Here is a 17,729-nt window from a genome sequence, read left to right on the forward strand (position 1 = left end):
AAAAAAATGAATAATGTGTTTGAAAAAATGAACGAAAAGCTTGTCCCTATTGCTATGAAAATTAGTAGTAATAGATATTTGACAGCTATTAAAGAAGGCTTTTTCGGTGTTATGCCAATTATTATTGTAGGATCTATATTCCTACTACTTACAAGCATTCCAATAAATGGTTATGAAGAGTTTATGGCAGGTATATTAGGAGAAAATTGGAATGATATCTTTATGTTTCCATATCGTATCAGTTATGGACTCATGTCACTATATGTTGTCGTAGGGATTGCTAAGTCTTTAGCAAATCACTATCAAATAGGAAGTCGTGAATCTATCATCGTTGCTTTCGTCTCTTATTTTATGTTAACTCCTTTGATTGTAGATGCAGACAATGCTAAAGGTTTACCAATTGATAATTTCGGTGCTTCTGGTTTGTTTTTAGCTATTATTTCATCTTGTTTAGCAGTTGAAATATATCGTTTTATCTTAAAGAGAGGATGGACAATCAAACTTCCTGATGCTGTTCCACAAAACGTAGCTAAGCCATTTGAAGCTTTAATTCCAGTTGCTTTTATCTTTATTATCTTTAATATTATTCGTTTAATTTTTGTAAATACTGATTTTGGTAGTGCACAAAACTTTATCTTTACAATGTTACAACAACCTTTACAATCTCTTGGTAGTACTTTACCAGCAACTTGTATTGTTTTATTCATTGAAGCTATTTTATGGTGTTTTGGTTTACATGGTTCTTCTATTGTTTCTGCTGTTATGAATCCAATTTGGAGATCACTCTCTGCAGAAAATGCTGCTGCACTTGAACTAGGACAAGCTGCTACTAATATTGTTAATTATCAATTTATTGCTAACTTTGTCAAAATCGGAGGAACTGCTGCAACTTTAGGTTTAGCTATTGTTATTCTTCTCACAGCTAAATCATCTCAATATAAAGCATTAGGAAAATTATCTATTGTCCCTGCTTTATTCAATATTAATGAGCCAATTGTCTTTGGATTACCAATTGTTCTCAATCCAATTATGGCTATTCCATTTATTGTTGCTAATATTGCTGTTGCTATAGTAACTTATGCTGCCACATTCTTTGGATTAGTTCCAGTAAGTATTGGTGTCGAAGTTCCATGGACAACTCCACCTATTATTTCAGGATTCTTATTATGTGGTTGGCAAGGTGCTGTTTTACAAATTGTTCTTATTCTTGTGAGTATGGCTATCTACTATCCATTCTTTAAAATGCAAGATAAACAAGAATACGATAATGAACAGCTTGCCACAAAACAATAAAACAAAAGGCATGAAAAGCATGCCTTTTTTCACAGGAGGAATAAAAAAATGAATAATATATCACTTATAAAAAGAGCTATTGCCTATATGATTGATTTATATTTAGGTACACTTTTATCTACAATTCCTATTTCTCTTACTACTTATTATCAATTTCATCAAATATCTCAAGATATCACGTTATTTTCTAAACCTATATCTTCTATTTTACTCTTATTAAGTATATTTGCATTAATCCTATATTTTCTAGTTATCCCATATTTCTTTCATGGACAAACGATCGGAAAGAAAATTATGAAATATAAAATTTGTTACTCATCTTTTTCATCATTATGTATTAGACAATGTATATATATGGTTTGCTTAACTTCTCTTACATCTTTAATCATTCAGTTTATCTCTTTATTTTCTTCCATTTCATTAACACCTTATATAAACACTTTCGTTTTTATTTTATCTTTCGTTATGATTATTTATATACTTTGTCATAGAAATCACATTGCATTGTATGATCAATTAGCTAAAACAGAAATTCAATAAGGAGTCGCTTATGGATTATTTAACACATAATGAAATAAAATATGTTCAACAACATCTTGAAGAGAATATTCAATTATTAAAAACACTGACAGAAATTCCTTCACCTACTTTTCATGAAAAAAAACGTGCTACTTTTTGCTTGAATTGGCTGCAATCAATAGGTGCGAATGCTTATATGGATAATGTTAATAATGTTATTTGTCCAATTAATGGGGAAAATAATGAAACATTAATCATTATTATGGCTCATAATGATATTGCTTTTCCTGATATTCAGAATATTCAAGTCAAACAAGTTGATAACAAACTTTTTGCTCCTGGTATTGGAGATGATACGGCTAATATGGTCAATATGTTAATGACCATACAATATATTATCAAGATGAGACTTCAACCAAAATATCAAATCTTATTTGTCATCAATTCAGGAGAAGAAGGATTAGGTAATTCTATGGGTTGCCGTCAGATTATAGAAAAATATCATTCAAAGATTAAGGAATTTATTTCTTTGGATGGCTATCTCAATGAATGTACTTATTGTGCAGTTGGCTCAAAACGTTATCAGATTGATGTAAAAACACATGGAGGGCATTCTTATGTTAATTTTGGTCAAGAAAACGCAATTGCCTGGATTGCAAAGATTATTACACAATTAAATCAAATTTCTTTACCAACTGAAGCAAAAACAACTTTTAATTTTGGAAAAATAGAAGGTGGAAGTGCTATTAATGTTATTGCTAATCATGCCTCTGTAACATATGAATTTCGTTCATCAAGTCAACAATGCCTAAATATTATGGAACAATCGTTTCAAAAAATCATTAATAATATAAATGATAAACATATTGATATTCAAATCAAAGTATTAGGAGAGCGTCCTGGTAATGGACCTTTATCACAAGAAAAAATGAGAAAATTTACAAGTAGAAATCTTAATATAATTCAACATTTTTATAAAAAGAATATTATTTTATGTGAAAATTCTACTGATTCCAATATCCCACTATCATATGGTATTTGTGCAAATACGATAGGAACAATTATTGGCGGTGATGCTCATACTTATCATGAATGGATTGACATTAACAGTATTCCTATTGGGTTTCAAGTTGCTATGGCATTGATTCTTCAATATGTTGATTGGGAGTTACGTATATGAGTATAACTATCATTTGCTTACAATTGTTTCAATTATTAATGATGATCTGTTTAGGATTTGTCATTGGTAAATGCCACCTTTTTCATCATCATTTTTCTAATGATTTAACAAAATTTGTTTTGAATATCACTATGCCTTTTTTGATTTTATCTTCTGTAACAACATCTCATTTTGATCAATTGCCTATTTTAGATATTCTCTATGCTAGTTTTTTATTAGTTATTCTATTACCTATTATTGCCTATATTATCATCAAAGTATTCCATATCCAAAAAGATGCATCCTTACATATGTTTATGATAAGTTACCCTAATGTGGGTTTTATGGGTTTTCCTTTAATTCAATCTATTTATGGACAAGGTGCTTTACTATATACTGCTATTATTAATATCGGTTTTAATATTTCTTTATTTTCTATTGGTATATTTATGATGAACTATCAAAATAAGCATGAATTTCATTTTTCTTTTCAAAAAATAATAACTCCAGGTATTATTTCCTCCTTATTAGCTTTATTCATATATGCCTTCTCAATTACCATTCCTTCGCCTATTGCTAACTTTTGTACAAATATTGGAAATATGACAACTCCATTATCCATGTTCATAATTGGTCTTACTATGTCACAATATCATCTTAAACAAATGTTATTTGAAGGCCGTGTTTATCTATTTTGTATCTTTATTAACTTTATATTACCAATTTGTTTTATGCCTTTATTTCAATTCATTCAGAATAATATTGTTAAAGGTATTGCATTAATTATATTGGCTATGCCTGTAGCAAACAGTGCAGCATTATATGCTAAAACTTATCATCAAAATGAACAATTAGCTGTACAAACAATTTTTATTTCTACATTGCTTTCCGTTATTACTATTCCTTTACTTGTTTATTTCTTTTTAATATAGGAGGTTGATTCTATGAGTATTCACCAATATAAACATTTATTACAGTCTATCAATTCTCAAATTTGGTCTTTTTCTGAAATAGGTTATCAGGAATTTCAGACCGTTAAATTATTGACAAGAACTTTAGCTTCATATGGTTTTAAAATAGAGAAAAATATTGCTGGTATAGCGACTGCGTTTAAAGCTACTTATGGTCACCAAAAACCAGTTATTGGCTTATTGGCTGAATACGATGCATTAAGTGGTCTAAGTCAAAAAGCTGATTATTTAAAATATTGTCCTAGAGAGGAAACACATAATGGTCATGGTTGTGGGCATCATTTAATAGGAACAGGTATAGTGGGCTCAGCTCTATTAATAAAAGAATATATTGACCTTCATCCTGATTGTGGATCAATCGTTATTTTTGGTTGTCCAGCTGAAGAAAATGGAGCTGGTAAAACTTATTTAGCCGGAGCTGGTGTTTTTGATCAAATTGATGTTGCTTTAACATGGCATCCAAGTACTATGAACACTGTTATGGTGGGAAGCATGCTAGCTAATTGTCAATATTACTTTCGTTTCCATGGATTAAGTAGTCATGCTGGTGCGGCTCCTGAAAAAGGAAGAAGTGCCCTAGATGCTGTTGAACTTATGGATATTGGAGTTAATTATTTAAGAGAGCATATGGAGATGACAGATCGTATTCATTACGCTATAACAAATACTGGTGGAATATCTCCAAATGTTGTTCAATCAGAAGCTGAAGTTCTCTATCTCATTCGTAGTCGAAATAATCAAAGTGTTCAAAAACTTTTTGAAAGAGTCTCAAATATTGCAAAGGGTGCTGCTCTTATGACTGATACAACTGTTGATATTGTTTTCGATAAAGCCGTCAGCAATGTTATTCCTAATGATACTTTAGCAACTCTTGTTTATAATGTTATGCAGACGGTTCCTTTACCTCAATATAACACTGAAGAAAAACAATATATTAATAATTATCGTAAAATCATTGGTGATGATTGGTATCAAGATTTAGGATTAATCCCCGCTTTTCAATTAGATGTCAGACAAAAATTATGTCAAGATCATCCATACGGAGACTTTATTCTTCCCTATTCTCCACAAGATGTTATTGAAACTGCTTCTTCAGACATGGGTGATGTGAGTCAAATAGTTCCTCTTATCCAACTTCATTGCGCCTGTTTTTGTTTAGGAACACAACCTCATTCTTGGATTCAAGTCGCACAAGGGACATCTAGTTATGCGATTAAGGGGATGTTATATGCCAGTGAAGTACTTTATCAAACATGCATTTGTTTATTTGAAGACACAAATATTATTTTGCAAGCAAAACATGAACAAAAAAAACGTACTCAAAATCAAGAATACGTATGTCCAATCCCTAAAAAATATTTAAATCAATAAAATGTATAACTTTCTAAAAAAACATCTTTTTTGTTTTCTATGTGTTTTGTTTGCATCACTTATAATGTCTTTTAATATTAAAACTTTTGTCAATGCTGTTGGTCTCATTCCAAGCGGTTTTAATGGATTATCCTTATTGTTGCAAAGAACCTTTTATCAATTCTTTGAAATTAATATTCCTTACTTTATTATCAATATATCTTTAAATGTATTTCCTGCTCTTATTGGCTTTTATTTTATAGGTAAAAAATTCACAGGCTATTCTATTTTAATGATCATTTTTAATTCTTTTCTTGTTGATATAATTCCAAGTACACCTATAACTTATGATTCATTACTTGTCTCTGTATTTGGAGGTATTATGAATGGTATCGCTATTGTGATTGCTTTATATGGTGGTGCTTCTAGTGGTGGGACAGACTTTGTAGCCATCTATCTATCATATAAACTTAAAAAGCCATCATGGAATTTCATTTTTATTTTTAATATGCTGATATTGATTATTGCTGGATTTCTATTTGGCTTTGAAGCTGCAATGTATTCTATTATTTTTCAATTTGTTTCGACTCAGATCATTGAAAAGTTTCACCAAAAGGATCATAAGATTACTCTTATTATCATTACACAAAAGCCTAATCTTTTAAGTCAAAAATTAATGGAACAAACACATCATGGCGTTACATTAATTCAAGGAGAAGGATGTTATTCACACGAACAAAAAACTATTTTATATACTGTCATAGGTGCTGATGAAGTTAGACATGTCAGTCATCTATGTAAAAAACTTGATTCTTCTGTTTTTATCAACATTATTTGTTCAAAAGATATTAAAGGACAATTTTACCAGAAACCTTTAGAATAAATAATATAATGAATTATTGCTTTTAAGCCAAAAGAAAAAAGCTCATTTCTGAGCTTAATATCCTACTTAATTTCACGCATTATATAGTTTTCTAATATTGGCTTAAATCGGTTGGAAACCTCTAGGTTGGTTTCTTTACTAATCTCTACCAATAACAAAGGATGATAATCTTCATCAATTACAGCATGTGGATTATCTTTAATAATTTTTAAAATGACTTTAAGATTTTGATCATCAATGTCAGTTTTATTAGAAGTACACATTTGCTTGATTCTTTTTAAAGTCAATTTCTGTAAATGATGATTAATATCAAAAAGACTAAACATATAAACCAACCTCCTTTTCTATTACTATCATTATAATACTTTCAAAATCAAATACCAAATATTTATCGTTAAAAACCCTTTCATATTATGAAAATAAGCACTACAGAGTGCTTATTCATCTATTCTTTCTATTTTAAAAATGACTGGTCTAGTCCCATCATTACAACAGGCAATCATTTCATTTTCATGTCTCATCCAATCTTTCATAATAGAACCACCCTGAAGTCCAGCATAAATATAACGACTGACACAATCCCATGCTTCACTACAAAATTTGCCATCTAGCATATGCCAGAAATCATCTTTTCCATTTCCCTTTTCAATGATAAATTCTTGTCCAACTTCAAACATTGGACATAGTCCTACATCTGGATCCATACAATATTTCTTCTGTAATTCTGGATAACATTTCTTATCAATAACTGTCACTTTAACTTTTGCCATTTTCACACATCTCCTTTATCTTATATTTCTTCTCCATTTGACTGTATAACTTTTTGATACCAATAAAATGAATCTTTTTTATAACGCTTCATTGTTCCATTTCCACTATCATCTTTATCCACATATACAAAACCATATCTTTTTCTCATCTCTCCTGTTCCAGCAGAAATCACATCAATACATCCCCATGGTGTATACCCCATTAAATCTACACCATCTTCTTCTATTGCTTTTTTCATTTCATAAATATGTTCTTTTAAATATTCAATACGATAAGTATCGTGGATTTGTCCGTTTTCCATATGATCAATAGCACCTAAACCATTTTCTACAATAAATAATGGTAATTCATATCTTTCATAGAGCTGATTTAAGGCAATACGCAATCCAACAGGATCAACCAGCCAACCCCATTCACTTGTTTTTAAATATGGATTGATGATGGAAGTTGTCATATTACCAGATGTCGTTTCCTGCTTTTCATCATCACTGACACACGAACTTGAATAATAACTCAATCCAATATAATCAACTGTCCCTTCTTTTAAAATTTGTTGATCCCCTTCTAAAACAGGCAAATGAATTCCATTTCTTTGATATTCTTTTAACTTATATTGTGGATAATGACCACGGCATTGTACATCACAATAGAAATGTCTTATCTGATTGTCTTTCATCAATTTCAATTCATCACGTGGATGACAAGTCAAAGCATATGCTGCTGTATAAGCAATCATCATGCCAACTTTCATTTCAGGATTAATTTCATGAGCCATTTTCACAACTTTTGCACTTGCAATGAATTGATGATAAGTCGCAGTGGCTTTAGACTGATCATCATTTTTTAATAATCCTCCAGCATAAAGAGGTAGAATTTCCATATTATTAATCTCATTAAATGTCATCCAATATTTGACTTTATGCTGATATCTTTTCATCACAAATTCACAGTATTTGACAAATGCATCAACACAACGACGATCAATCCATGCTCCATATCTATTGATGAGCGAAACTGGTGTTTCAAAATGTAACAAAGTCACGACTGGTTCGATATGATATTTCAAACATTCATCAAAGACACGGTCATAAAATTCTAAACCTTTTTCATTTGGAATTTCATCATCACCATGTGGTAATATTCTTGCCCAATTGATGGACATACGATAACATTTGAATCCCATTTCCGCCATAAGGGCAATATCTTCCTTATAATGATGATAAAAGTCACTGGCTTCATGTGTTGGATAAAACTCATCTTCATGACAAGATAATTTTGTATCTTGTGGTAAATCTTGATAAGGAAAGACAAATTGAGAACCATATTCACCATCTGGTAAAGTATAAGTGACTCGTCTTTGAATACCATTTCTACCATCTCCACTTGTGACAACATCTCCACTACATAACCCTTTTCCATCTTCTAAATAACCGCCTTCAAACTGATGCGCCGCAGTTGCGCCACCCCATAAAAAATCCTTTGGTAAAGACATCTTATTTCCCCACTTTCTTATGATAAAATGATTCATACATCTTGATTGCCCGATCTAAAACTTTTGCACCATTCATTGTTCCATAATCACGCATATCAATCACATCAAATGGAGCTTTGTCATCAACAACATCTTGGACGTTCTTTAAAACATATCTGACTTGTGGACCTAACAATAAAACATCAAAATTACCTATGTGATTACCAATTGTTTTTTCACCTACAGCATCCACACTGACTTCAATACCTCTTTGATCTGCTTCTTCTTTCATCTTATTCATCAGCAGACTTGTTGACATACCACCTGCACATGCTAGTAAAATCCTCAACATTTTGATTCCTCCTTCTTTTGATAGTTCCACTATAAAGTCTTTCATTTTTAAATACAAGACCTGTCCATGATCGAGGAACATTGTCAACCAATTTCATTAAATAAACATAAAAAATCTGCAACAATGTTACAGATTCTTAAAAAAGATTTGATCATAAAGTTGTTCGTATTTTTTTGTTTTTTCATAAGACATAGAATATAAAAGACTATAAATCAAATCAAAAATATATTTTAAAGATGTATAAAAAACCCACTCTTGAATACTGGATGATTGTGGATCAAAAGGTGTATGAATCGTATATGTTGCATTTTGGGATAAACGATTTTGATTTTGTCCTGTAAAAACGATAAATGGAATATGTCTGCGTAATAAAGTTTGACTTAAATCAATGAGATAAGGATTTCGAGAATGCTTACTCACAATCATAATCACATGATTATTTTTTATGTTTAAAGCATGATTAATCTGTAAATCTGTATCTTTATAAACTTGAACAAAGATACCAAGACGACTGAAAATATGCGCAGCATAATAACAAATCGTTGAATTTGTATCATTAGCATAAATATCAACATATTTTTGTGATTCAATAGATGAAACAATATCCTGTAAATCCTTTTGATTTAAAGAATCTTTCGTTTTTTGAATCGTATCATTTTCTAATTGGCTTACTTTCTGTGAAATAGAAAGTATATCTTCACCAGAAAAGATATCATAATTATCTAAGTTCATATTTTTCAACATCAAAACGATATGATATTTAAAATCACTATAATTTTTATATCCTATTTTTTTAATAAAACGAATGATTGTTGTTGCACTGGTATAAGTTTTTTTGGCGAGTTCTCTTGATGAAAGCTGTGGAATTTCTTCTAAATGTTCCAGCAGATATGTGACAATGACCTGATCATTTTCACTTAAATGATAGTTTTCATTTAATCGATCTAGAATACGTTGACTCATGCTGTCTCCTCTTTTTCAAAAATAAGAGAAATTGTTTCAACATCTCCTGTTGATCTCGTTATGATTGGAACATACCCCAGATAAGTCCAGCCATCCAAGATACGTTGCTTAACTTTTTCTTCAATGCCTTCAAACTGATATTTACTTCCTTTTATTCCACCAAATCCAACTGTAACGGATTGCATACGTTCAAATTCTACTTTCTTCATTTTTCCCTCAGTTTCTTCTAAAATATCATGAATCTTCTTGAGCACAGCTTGCTCATCATTTGATCCAATGACCTCATAAGCAATATTTTTAATAGGTTCTACTGCATTTGACATAGCATAAGCATATTTGACTTCCTGCAACATTTCATAATCGTTCATTTGATCTCCAAAGGCTGCACATTCATCTGGATTAATCTGGTATGTATCTTGTAAAAATTTGATACCTACCCCTTTATGCATGTGCTGATTTTGAATATCCATCCATTCATTTCCTGATGTGACAATCTTAACGCCATCTGGTAACTGTTGACGAATCTCATCTAATAAATCCTGAATATGCTGTTCTTTATCATAGATGGCAATCTTCATAATATCATCATGAATCTCATCATAAGAATCTATAAATGAATAAGCACAATAATATTTTTTGACTTCATTTTTATATGCAAAATAATCTTTTAAAATATAAGCACCTTTTCTCCCACATAAAATGATAAAAATACGTTGATATTGTGATAAAATATGTACCATTTCTTTCACTTTTTGATATGAAATCACATCGCAATGCAATTCTGTTGTTCCTTTCGCAATGTAACTTCCATTTTCAGCAATAAAATACATCTGATCACTAAGAGGTAAAAATTTTTGATATAAGCGATAATATTGATTCCCACTCGCTATAACAAACTTTATATTTTTCTCTTTCATTTGATAAGACAAATCTATAAAAGATTTATCAAACTTTTTTTGTGAATCTAAAAAAGTGCCATCCATATCCGTCGCAATTAATCGAATCATTTGTCTTCCTCCCCTTATATGCTTTATTATAAAGAAATTCAAGTCTTGTTTCTAGTCTATAACAAAAAAAAGCACATCTATAAAGATGCGTTTAAAACTTCTAACATATCATTTGGATTTTGAGCTGCTTTGACTTTTGTATATGCCTTTTCAATAATCCCTTCTTCATTAATCAAGTATGTTGTTCTAACAACTCCCATAACCTTTTTACCATACATATTTTTTTCTTTCCATACATCATAAGCTTGTATAGCTACCAAATCTGGATCTGATAACAATGTAAATGGTAACTGATATTTTTCTTCAAACTTTTTATGAGATTTGACACTGTCTTTACTGACACCTAAAATAACAGCTCCTTTTTTGACAAAATCAGGATATAATTGCGCAAATCCACAAGCCTGTTTTGTACATCCAGGTGTATTATCTTTTGGATAAAAATATAAAATAACCTTCTGTCCTCGATATTGACTTAATGATATTTCTTCACCATTTTGATTTAATAAAGTAAAATCTGGGGCCATTGTTCCAACTTCTAACATCTTTCCTTCACTCCTTTGTTTCATCATAATACCTCTGCTATGAAAATGCAATCCATTTGCTTAAAATAAAGATTGCTGTAAGATGCCTGATACAATATGAAAAGGTATTTCACACTGAAGATATTTTTGATAGCTTTGTTGATCAAACCAACTATTGATCTGATAAGGTGATAACATAACTGGCATTCGCGAATGAACAGGTTGCATCACATCATTAGCCTCTTTTGTTATAATAACAAATTCTCCTTGTTTATTATAACAGCCTGCCATCAATAAAATATCTTCCATTGGTTCAAAAGATATCTGATGTTTATGAATATCCCACTCATAAAATCCTTTCGCTATAATAAGACAACGACGATTTTGAATATCTTCTCGAAATAATGTCTTATCTAAAATCGTTTCACTACGGGCATTAATAATCAGTTTTGAATTGATTGTATAACCCCATTGCATCATTTTTATCTGACAATGATTTCCTTCTTGAATGATGACTGGCAACATCTGATGAGGCCTACAATCTCCTGTCACTTGTAATGATGAAGCAACATCCATCTCCATATCTTTTAAAACTTCATATATCCTTTTGATTAAATAATATCTTCCACACATATTTTTATCTCCAATCTTTTTTTATTATAGCATAGATTCTAGAGTTTTCCTGTATTCTATGAGATAATAGAAGAAAGGATGGTGTCCAAATGAGTGAAACTTATAGTAAAAATTATTTTGAAAAATATGCTGCCTTAACATTAGCTACTTTCTTTGATATTGATGAAAAAGACATCTTATTATCAGATCGTCCTGATTTGCGTATTCCTCTTTATCATCATGGCATAGAAGTCACTCAGGCTTTAACACCTGAAGAAGCGGTTGCTGATATGAAAAAACCTTTATATAAAACATTGGATATGACACCCTTTGATCATGATGATCAAAACATTTCTTTTGTTTTTGAAAAAATAGATGATGCTATTGAACGTAAACTTATCAAGTGTAAAAAGTATGAAAGATATTTGCATAATGGACTTTATATTTTTTCTCACTGTCATAATTTATCTCAAGAAAACTTGAAAACATTTTTAATCCAAAAAGATGTTCCTCATGATTTCTATCATTATCTTTTTATCAATTGTGTCACAAAACTTTATTGTTTTGATATTCAAAAACAGACAATCCATTCATTATCTTTTCGTCGTAATGAACTCATCAAGATGAATATACAATCTTTACTCTATGAAAAAACTTGTCATAAAAAGAGAAGAAAAATTATTATTCCTTAGGAGGACTTATGAAAACTTATGAACTTAATGTCAATGGACATCTTATAAAGGCTCAATTTGATGAACAGAATATTCAAAATATATTTATTCCTTTATTGAAAAAATGGACACAAATGCAAAAAGAAAAGAATCAAAGATTATTGATTCTTTTAGCTGCTCCGCCTGGAACTGGAAAAACAACACTTTCACTATTTCTTGAATATTTATCACAAAATATTTCTAATGTGACACCTTTACAGGCTTTAGGCATGGATGGCTTTCATCGTTATCAGGATTATTTGGATACGCATTATATCATTAAAGATCAACAAAAAATATGCATGAAAGATGTCAAAGGTTGTCCAGAAACTTTTGATGTGGATAGATTCATTAATAAGATAAAAGATATGCAAACAAATGATATTGATTTTCCTATATATGACAGAGTTTTGCATAATCCTGTTGAAGATCAAATTCATATCTGTCAAAAAATAGTTCTTTTAGAAGGTAATTACTTATTGCTCAATGAAGAGAAATGGAAAGATATTCACACTTTATTTGACGATTCTCTTTTTATTGAAGCTCCTATTCAAGAGCTAAAGAAACGCTTGATTCAACGTAAAATGATGGGTGGTATTCCTTATCATTTAGCCAAACAATTCTATGAAAACTCTGATGGCATCAATGTCAAAAGAGTCCTTGATCATTCTTTACCGGCACATATTCATTTATATGAAAATCATCATATTTATACACAGAAGTAGTATTTCTGTGTTTTTAATTTCTTTTTTCTAAATAAATATTGATAAACAGTGTCCCTAAAAATATAAAGACTAATATTCCAATCAATGTTAAAGATATAATCAGCAATGTGCCAATACCAAATAACGCATAACTCATTAAAAAAATAAAAACCATTATAAATAAAATATAATTCATTATTCTTAAAAGAAGATGACTTGTTTTCATGATAATGAAATCATCTCTTTCATCATTATATATCTTCAATTCTTCAAAGATGCTTGTAGAAAATGCCTGATAATATTGTATCATTGCATAAAATATACCTACTAGCATGGTTATGAAATAACGATATTCATTAGTCTTCATATAAATAATGAAGGCAACAAAAGATAATAGCGTCATGATAATAGCTATGAAAAAATTTCTTTTATTTTTGATCATGAGATTCTTCCTCCTTTAAATTATCTTCTAAACAACATAATTCTTCAATGGAAACATGAAAGACTTGAGAAAGACGATATGCCAGCATAAGTGATGGGTTATATTGTCCTTTTTCAATGGAAATAATGGTTCTATTGGAAACATGAACCATCTTTGCTAACTGCTGTTGTGTCATTCCCTTTTGAAGTCTAAATTCTTTAACTCTTGTTTTCATAAGCACCTCCAATATGAAGTTTACTTCATATATATTATATATTCTTATTTATAATTATACAATAGAAATATGAAGTTTACTTCATATTTAAAATATATATAAAAAGAAAGTCTAACCTTTCTTTTTATACTCATCTTTTAAAATGGAATAATAACATGCATCTACAATCCCTTGATTATTCCAGTCACTATGTCTCAAAGTTCCTTCATATGTCATTCCACATTTCAACATAACTTGTCCAGAATGTGGATTTAAAGGATCATGATGAGATTGAATACATTCAAAGCCTACTTCATTGAAAAGAAAATCAATGACTCTATCCAGAACCTCACTCATGACTCCCTGATGCCAATATTGGCGTGAAAGACAATATCCAATAACAGCTAAATGAGTTTTCTCATTCACTTCTACAACTGATATATTGCCAACAGGTAAATGGTCATAATCCTTGATAATAATAGCCCAATTATAATAATTCAAATTCTGATATTGTTTAATCCAATCGTCTAAAATCTGTTGTGTGACTTGAATATTCTGATGTGGTTTCCAAGTTAAAAAATGTGTCACTTCTTCATCACTTGCCCAACGTTCAAACATGGCTTTGGCATCATCTTTTTGAAACGGACGTAAAATAAAACGCTGACTCTCTAATCGCTTTGTTCCTTGATGTAACATATGATACCTCCTTGATTTTTATTAATAATCATAATATCATATTGACAAATAGAAATAAAGATTGGAGGATTTTTATGATTAGAGAAGCAACAATACAAGACTTAGCAAGTCTTAATCATTTATTATTTCAAGTTAATAATGTACACGCTGATGGACGACCTGATTTATTCCAACATGGAAGTAAAAAATATACAGATGAACAACTTATCCAAGTCATACAAGATGATACAAGACCAATCTTTGTTTATGAAGATCATCTTCATCAAATACTTGGATACGTCTTTTGTATAGAACAACATCATTATGAAAATAAAAAAACACTTTATATTGATGATTTATGTGTAGATGAAAAATGTCGTGGTCAGCATATTGGAAAACAGCTTTATGAATATGTTTTAAACTATGCGAAAACGCAACATTATTATCATGTGACGTTAAATGTCTGGTGTTTAAATGAATCAGCAATGAAATTCTATGAAAAATGTGGTATGACGCCTTTAAAAATCATGATGGAACAAATATTGTAATTGTAAACATTGACATTACATCAAATGCCCTATATAATCAAAGCAGAAAAGAAAGAGGGAGTAGATATGCAAATTTCAAGTCGTTTTACTATTGCTGTACATATTTTTTCTTGTATCGATACTTTTGAAAAAGATACCAAAATAACAAGTGATTTTTTAGCTGAAAGTGTCAATGTAAATCCAGTGATTATTAGAAAAATATTATCTCAGTTACGAAATGCTGGTCTTGTTCATGTGCAACGTGGTAGTGGAGGTGCCTCAATAGCTAAAGATCCAAAAGATATTACATTTTTAGATATTTATCATGCTGTTGACTGTATTGAAAATGGTGAATTATTTCATTTTCATGAAAACCCTAATCCACAATGCCCAGTAGGTAGAAATATTCATCATATATTGGATAACAAATTAATACAGGTTCAAAAAGCTTTAGAAAATGAATTGAAAAGCATCACACTCGCAGATATTATTAAAGATACTCAATATTATATTCAAAATGAAAAAGAGGAAAATGTATCAGAATATAATGAATAAACATCATTATATTCTTTTCTTTTCCTCAAATGTTTTTTGAATTTGTTTTTGTAGTTTCAATAAACGCTGTTTATTGACTTTACATACTTGACGATCATATGTATATAAACCATTGATTTCATCTTCTATATCTGATAATTGTGTATAAATACATCCACATAAGCCATGATCAATAGATGGTAACACCATTTCTTCATACATTTTTATCATCTGATCCGTTAATTCTTCTTCACTATGGGTTGTTCCATAACCATAATGACGAGAAGAATAGACATGCTGATCAACAATTCTTGTATAACCACCACATTCGCTTAATAATATAGGTCGATTTTGTTTATTTTTTAATACCTTGTTTCTAAAATAAACATGTTCGCTTTGAACATCACTTAATTTTTGATGAAACCAGCCAGAAGTGGCATCATAGAAACGAGATGAATCATAGTCTTGACATAATTGATACATATTATCAGCTTGAATCTGACCCCATCCTTCATTAAAAATAGTATATCCAATAATACAAGGATGATTATATAAATGCTTCAATGTGTCCAACATATGTTTTTGAAATATATATTTTTGAAGTTGTTTCCCTCTTACATGATCCAAGCGATATTTGAATCCTAAGTTTGGTAAAACTGTATCTCTGATATAATGATATTGCCCATTATTAACATGATCTTGTATAACTAACATTCCAAGTTGATCACAAGCAAAGTAAAATGCTTCAGGTTCAACTTTAATATGTTTTCTTAGACAATTAAATCCTAATTCTTTCATTCTTAAAATATCTTTTTCATACTCATTCATTTGATGAGGCAAATATAATCCATCATGGAAGTACCCCTGATCTAAAACACCATGTATAAATATAGGCTTTCCATTTAATAGAATATCCTGATTTTTAACCTCTACTGTTCTTAAAGAAAAATAACTTTCTACATGATCATTATCCGTATCTATAAATATTCTATATAGATATGGATTTTCTGTAGTCCATAAATGACGATATGAAGACGGTATGTCTATATCAATATCTTTATCATGAAATGTTTCTTTTAAAAATAATTCATCTGCGACAATACTGACTTGATAGTAATCAGCTGTTGTTTCAATATGAAGATGTATCTGATCTAAAGATGGGGTTATTTTTAAATCCTGTATGTAATGTGATTGTACAGCTTCAAGCCAGACAGATTGCCAAATGCCTGATACTGGTGTGTACCACATACCACCTGATTTTTTCTTTTGTTTGCCATAAGGATAAAGATCAGATAGCTGATCAGTGACTTGAACTTCTAAAAGGTTTTCTCCATCTTGAATAAACGATGTAATGTCAAACCAGAATGGTAAATATCCACCTTGATGTTCTCCTACACATTGATGGTTTATATAGACTTTTGCGATTTGATCCACAGCACCAAAATGCAAATGAATACTTTTTTCTTTTCCAAGCATATGATCATCTAATATAAATGTCTTTTGATAATGAAGATGTTCACCAATTTCCCCTTGATAACAAGACAAAGGAGCTTGTGGTGGATAAGGGACTTGGATAATCTGTTGGTTTAATAACCATTCTCCATCTAATGATTGAAAGCTTTCTCGATATAATTGTGGACGAGGATAGTCATATTTATTTTTCATATGAAACAACTCCTTTATATTTCTATTATATAATAGATATGTTTTGTCTGAAATCATTTTATACGATATTATTCACAAAGGATGATTATCATGACGTGAAAGCTTACTATGAGTGATGTCGTCTATATAAAAAAAGGACAAAATAAATTTTGTCCATGGCGATTAATCATCTTTGATGATTATCGCTTTTTTGTATTGTATAATCATCTTAGGTGGTGTTCTTATGATTGATCTCTCTACTCCTGATACTCTTTTATACGATTCTGCTGTCTTATCTTCTTATATAAAAAAGAATACTAAAGAATCTTTTGGTTATATTTTTTTTGATAATATCGATTATATTACTAAGCTTTACAATGACAATAGAATGCGTGATGTGACTTATAAGAATATTCTCGATACTATCC

The 17,729-nt window shown here is 30.2% G+C and carries 22 protein-coding genes and 1 pseudogene; 11 read left to right on the forward strand and 12 right to left on the reverse strand.

Features of this window, described 5'->3' with window-relative positions:
- The first annotated feature begins 6 nt into the window (after positions 1-6).
- The 6 genes from B5E79_RS08155 to B5E79_RS08180 are packed head-to-tail and all read left to right on the forward strand — an operon-like array spanning position 7 to position 6,175.
- Positions 7-1,293 (forward strand): PTS sugar transporter subunit IIC, encoded by a 1,287-nt coding sequence (locus B5E79_RS08155; RefSeq protein WP_087297632.1) that lies wholly within the window; start codon positions 7-9, stop codon positions 1,291-1,293.
- A 48-nt stretch (positions 1,294-1,341) separates the two neighbouring features.
- Positions 1,342-1,833: an RDD family protein gene (locus tag B5E79_RS08160; protein WP_087243635.1), complete on the forward strand. Its 492-nt coding sequence runs from the start codon at positions 1,342-1,344 to the stop codon at positions 1,831-1,833.
- 10 nt (positions 1,834-1,843) lie between these two features.
- Positions 1,844-2,992 carry a M20/M25/M40 family metallo-hydrolase gene (locus B5E79_RS08165; RefSeq protein WP_087243634.1) on the forward strand — a complete coding sequence of 383 codons (1,149 nt, stop codon included), beginning with the start codon at positions 1,844-1,846 and terminating at the stop codon, positions 2,990-2,992.
- Entirely contained in the window at positions 2,989-3,903 is a 915-nt protein-coding gene (locus B5E79_RS08170) for an AEC family transporter (RefSeq protein ID WP_087297633.1), read from the forward strand. Before B5E79_RS08165 ends, B5E79_RS08170 begins: the two co-directional genes overlap by 4 nt.
- Positions 3,904-3,915: 12 nt before the next feature.
- Positions 3,916-5,313, forward strand: coding sequence for an amidohydrolase (locus tag B5E79_RS08175; RefSeq protein WP_087297634.1), 1,398 nt, complete (start codon positions 3,916-3,918; stop codon positions 5,311-5,313).
- A 1-nt stretch (position 5,314) separates the two neighbouring features.
- The gene (locus B5E79_RS08180) at positions 5,315-6,175 is read left to right on the forward strand and encodes a YitT family protein (RefSeq protein ID WP_087243631.1); all 861 of its coding nucleotides are present in this window, start codon (positions 5,315-5,317) and stop codon (positions 6,173-6,175) included.
- Positions 6,176-6,237: 62 nt separating this feature from the next.
- Here B5E79_RS08180 and B5E79_RS08185 read toward each other — a convergent pair whose 3' ends face one another.
- The 8 genes from B5E79_RS08185 to B5E79_RS08220 form a co-directional block, all read right to left on the reverse strand.
- A complete protein-coding gene (locus B5E79_RS08185; protein ID WP_087243630.1) occupies positions 6,238-6,501 on the reverse strand; it encodes a hypothetical protein in 264 nt (87 codons plus the stop codon).
- A gap of 111 nt (positions 6,502-6,612) precedes the next feature.
- Positions 6,613-6,945, reverse strand: a complete 333-nt coding sequence (locus B5E79_RS08190) for a TIGR04076 family protein (protein WP_087243629.1) — start codon at positions 6,943-6,945, stop codon at positions 6,613-6,615.
- A gap of 20 nt (positions 6,946-6,965) precedes the next feature.
- On the reverse strand, positions 6,966-8,438 hold the full coding sequence (locus B5E79_RS08195) for a family 1 glycosylhydrolase (RefSeq protein ID WP_087297635.1): 1,473 nt from the start codon (positions 8,436-8,438) through the stop codon (positions 6,966-6,968).
- Between the two features lies 1 nt (position 8,439).
- Positions 8,440-8,769, reverse strand: a complete 330-nt coding sequence (locus tag B5E79_RS08200) for a PTS sugar transporter subunit IIB (RefSeq protein WP_087297636.1) — start codon at positions 8,767-8,769, stop codon at positions 8,440-8,442.
- Between the two features lie 126 nt (positions 8,770-8,895).
- A complete protein-coding gene (locus B5E79_RS08205; RefSeq protein ID WP_087297637.1) occupies positions 8,896-9,732 on the reverse strand; it encodes a MurR/RpiR family transcriptional regulator in 837 nt (278 codons plus the stop codon).
- A complete protein-coding gene (locus B5E79_RS08210) occupies positions 9,729-10,739 on the reverse strand; it encodes a Cof-type HAD-IIB family hydrolase (RefSeq protein WP_087297638.1) in 1,011 nt (336 codons plus the stop codon). The genes B5E79_RS08205 and B5E79_RS08210 overlap by 4 nt, the downstream gene beginning before the upstream one ends.
- Before the next feature lie 77 nt (positions 10,740-10,816).
- Positions 10,817-11,281: a thioredoxin-dependent thiol peroxidase gene (gene bcp, locus B5E79_RS08215; RefSeq protein ID WP_087297639.1), complete on the reverse strand. Its 465-nt coding sequence runs from the start codon at positions 11,279-11,281 to the stop codon at positions 10,817-10,819.
- 60 nt (positions 11,282-11,341) lie between these two features.
- The gene (locus B5E79_RS08220) at positions 11,342-11,893 is read right to left on the reverse strand and encodes an SOS response-associated peptidase family protein (protein ID WP_087297640.1); all 552 of its coding nucleotides are present in this window, start codon (positions 11,891-11,893) and stop codon (positions 11,342-11,344) included.
- 89 nt (positions 11,894-11,982) lie between these two features.
- Here B5E79_RS08220 and B5E79_RS08225 point away from each other — a divergent pair, with 89 nt between their 5' ends.
- Together B5E79_RS08225 and B5E79_RS08230 are read left to right on the forward strand one after the other, a co-directional pair.
- Positions 11,983-12,564 (forward strand): hypothetical protein, encoded by a 582-nt coding sequence (locus B5E79_RS08225; RefSeq protein ID WP_087297641.1) that lies wholly within the window; start codon positions 11,983-11,985, stop codon positions 12,562-12,564.
- 8 nt (positions 12,565-12,572) lie between these two features.
- Positions 12,573-13,307: a nucleoside/nucleotide kinase family protein gene (locus tag B5E79_RS08230; RefSeq protein WP_087297642.1), complete on the forward strand. Its 735-nt coding sequence runs from the start codon at positions 12,573-12,575 to the stop codon at positions 13,305-13,307.
- Positions 13,308-13,320: 13 nt separating this feature from the next.
- On the opposite strand, the gene B5E79_RS08235 is transcribed toward B5E79_RS08230, so the two are convergent.
- The 3 genes from B5E79_RS08235 to B5E79_RS08245 all read right to left on the reverse strand — a co-directional run bounded on the left by B5E79_RS08235 (position 13,321) and on the right by B5E79_RS08245 (position 14,617).
- Positions 13,321-13,728: a hypothetical protein gene (locus B5E79_RS08235; protein WP_087243621.1), complete on the reverse strand. Its 408-nt coding sequence runs from the start codon at positions 13,726-13,728 to the stop codon at positions 13,321-13,323.
- The gene (locus B5E79_RS08240; protein WP_087243620.1) at positions 13,715-13,942 is read right to left on the reverse strand and encodes a helix-turn-helix transcriptional regulator; all 228 of its coding nucleotides are present in this window, start codon (positions 13,940-13,942) and stop codon (positions 13,715-13,717) included. The genes B5E79_RS08235 and B5E79_RS08240 overlap by 14 nt, the downstream gene beginning before the upstream one ends.
- A 111-nt stretch (positions 13,943-14,053) precedes the next feature.
- Positions 14,054-14,617 carry a GNAT family N-acetyltransferase gene (locus B5E79_RS08245; RefSeq protein ID WP_087297643.1) on the reverse strand — a complete coding sequence of 188 codons (564 nt, stop codon included), beginning with the start codon at positions 14,615-14,617 and terminating at the stop codon, positions 14,054-14,056.
- Positions 14,618-14,691: 74 nt separating this feature from the next.
- On the opposite strand from B5E79_RS08245, the gene B5E79_RS08250 reads away from it, so the two are divergent.
- Positions 14,692-15,144: a GNAT family N-acetyltransferase gene (locus B5E79_RS08250; RefSeq protein ID WP_087297644.1), complete on the forward strand. Its 453-nt coding sequence runs from the start codon at positions 14,692-14,694 to the stop codon at positions 15,142-15,144.
- A 66-nt stretch (positions 15,145-15,210) separates the two neighbouring features.
- Entirely contained in the window at positions 15,211-15,678 is a 468-nt protein-coding gene (locus tag B5E79_RS08255) for an Rrf2 family transcriptional regulator (protein ID WP_087297645.1), read from the forward strand.
- Between the two features lie 6 nt (positions 15,679-15,684).
- On the opposite strand, the gene B5E79_RS08260 is transcribed toward B5E79_RS08255, so the two are convergent.
- On the reverse strand, positions 15,685-17,322 hold the full coding sequence (locus B5E79_RS08260) for a glycoside hydrolase family 2 protein (protein WP_087297646.1): 1,638 nt from the start codon (positions 17,320-17,322) through the stop codon (positions 15,685-15,687).
- 223 nt (positions 17,323-17,545) lie between these two features.
- Between B5E79_RS08260 and B5E79_RS08265 the strand changes: the two are divergent.
- A pseudogene (locus tag B5E79_RS08265) lies at positions 17,546-17,729 on the forward strand (IS91 family transposase); the annotation flags it as partial.

It is taken from the genome of Massilimicrobiota sp. An134 (genome assembly GCF_002160815.1).
Taxonomy (GTDB): domain Bacteria; phylum Bacillota_I; class Bacilli_A; order Erysipelotrichales; family Coprobacillaceae; genus Allocoprobacillus; species Allocoprobacillus merdigallinarum.

Excerpts from the sequence above, each read along its gene's own strand:
- B5E79_RS08240 (WP_087243620.1), bottom strand. The coding sequence starts at position 13,942 with ATGAAAACAAGAGTTAAAGAATTTAGACTTCAAAAGGGAATGACACAA.
- B5E79_RS08210 (WP_087297638.1), bottom strand. The coding sequence starts at position 10,739 with ATGATTCGATTAATTGCGACGGATATGGATGGCACTTTTTTAGATTCA.
- B5E79_RS08170 (WP_087297633.1), top strand. The coding sequence starts at position 2,989 with ATGAGTATAACTATCATTTGCTTACAATTGTTTCAATTATTAATGATG.
- B5E79_RS08165 (WP_087243634.1), top strand. The coding sequence starts at position 1,844 with ATGGATTATTTAACACATAATGAAATAAAATATGTTCAACAACATCTT.
- B5E79_RS08185 (WP_087243630.1), bottom strand. The coding sequence starts at position 6,501 with ATGTTTAGTCTTTTTGATATTAATCATCATTTACAGAAATTGACTTTA.
- B5E79_RS08260 (WP_087297646.1), bottom strand. The coding sequence starts at position 17,322 with ATGAAAAATAAATATGACTATCCTCGTCCACAATTATATCGAGAAAGC.
- bcp (WP_087297639.1), bottom strand. The coding sequence starts at position 11,281 with ATGTTAGAAGTTGGAACAATGGCCCCAGATTTTACTTTATTAAATCAA.
- B5E79_RS08180 (WP_087243631.1), top strand. The coding sequence starts at position 5,315 with ATGTATAACTTTCTAAAAAAACATCTTTTTTGTTTTCTATGTGTTTTG.
- B5E79_RS08235 (WP_087243621.1), bottom strand. The coding sequence starts at position 13,728 with ATGATCAAAAATAAAAGAAATTTTTTCATAGCTATTATCATGACGCTA.
- B5E79_RS08255 (WP_087297645.1), top strand. The coding sequence starts at position 15,211 with ATGCAAATTTCAAGTCGTTTTACTATTGCTGTACATATTTTTTCTTGT.
- B5E79_RS08245 (WP_087297643.1), bottom strand. The coding sequence starts at position 14,617 with ATGTTACATCAAGGAACAAAGCGATTAGAGAGTCAGCGTTTTATTTTA.
- B5E79_RS08230 (WP_087297642.1), top strand. The coding sequence starts at position 12,573 with ATGAAAACTTATGAACTTAATGTCAATGGACATCTTATAAAGGCTCAA.
- B5E79_RS08195 (WP_087297635.1), bottom strand. The coding sequence starts at position 8,438 with ATGTCTTTACCAAAGGATTTTTTATGGGGTGGCGCAACTGCGGCGCAT.
- B5E79_RS08155 (WP_087297632.1), top strand. The coding sequence starts at position 7 with ATGAATAATGTGTTTGAAAAAATGAACGAAAAGCTTGTCCCTATTGCT.
- B5E79_RS08250 (WP_087297644.1), top strand. The coding sequence starts at position 14,692 with ATGATTAGAGAAGCAACAATACAAGACTTAGCAAGTCTTAATCATTTA.
- B5E79_RS08220 (WP_087297640.1), bottom strand. The coding sequence starts at position 11,893 with ATGTGTGGAAGATATTATTTAATCAAAAGGATATATGAAGTTTTAAAA.
- B5E79_RS08175 (WP_087297634.1), top strand. The coding sequence starts at position 3,916 with ATGAGTATTCACCAATATAAACATTTATTACAGTCTATCAATTCTCAA.
- B5E79_RS08200 (WP_087297636.1), bottom strand. The coding sequence starts at position 8,769 with ATGTTGAGGATTTTACTAGCATGTGCAGGTGGTATGTCAACAAGTCTG.
- B5E79_RS08205 (WP_087297637.1), bottom strand. The coding sequence starts at position 9,732 with ATGAGTCAACGTATTCTAGATCGATTAAATGAAAACTATCATTTAAGT.
- B5E79_RS08225 (WP_087297641.1), top strand. The coding sequence starts at position 11,983 with ATGAGTGAAACTTATAGTAAAAATTATTTTGAAAAATATGCTGCCTTA.
- B5E79_RS08160 (WP_087243635.1), top strand. The coding sequence starts at position 1,342 with ATGAATAATATATCACTTATAAAAAGAGCTATTGCCTATATGATTGAT.
- B5E79_RS08190 (WP_087243629.1), bottom strand. The coding sequence starts at position 6,945 with ATGGCAAAAGTTAAAGTGACAGTTATTGATAAGAAATGTTATCCAGAA.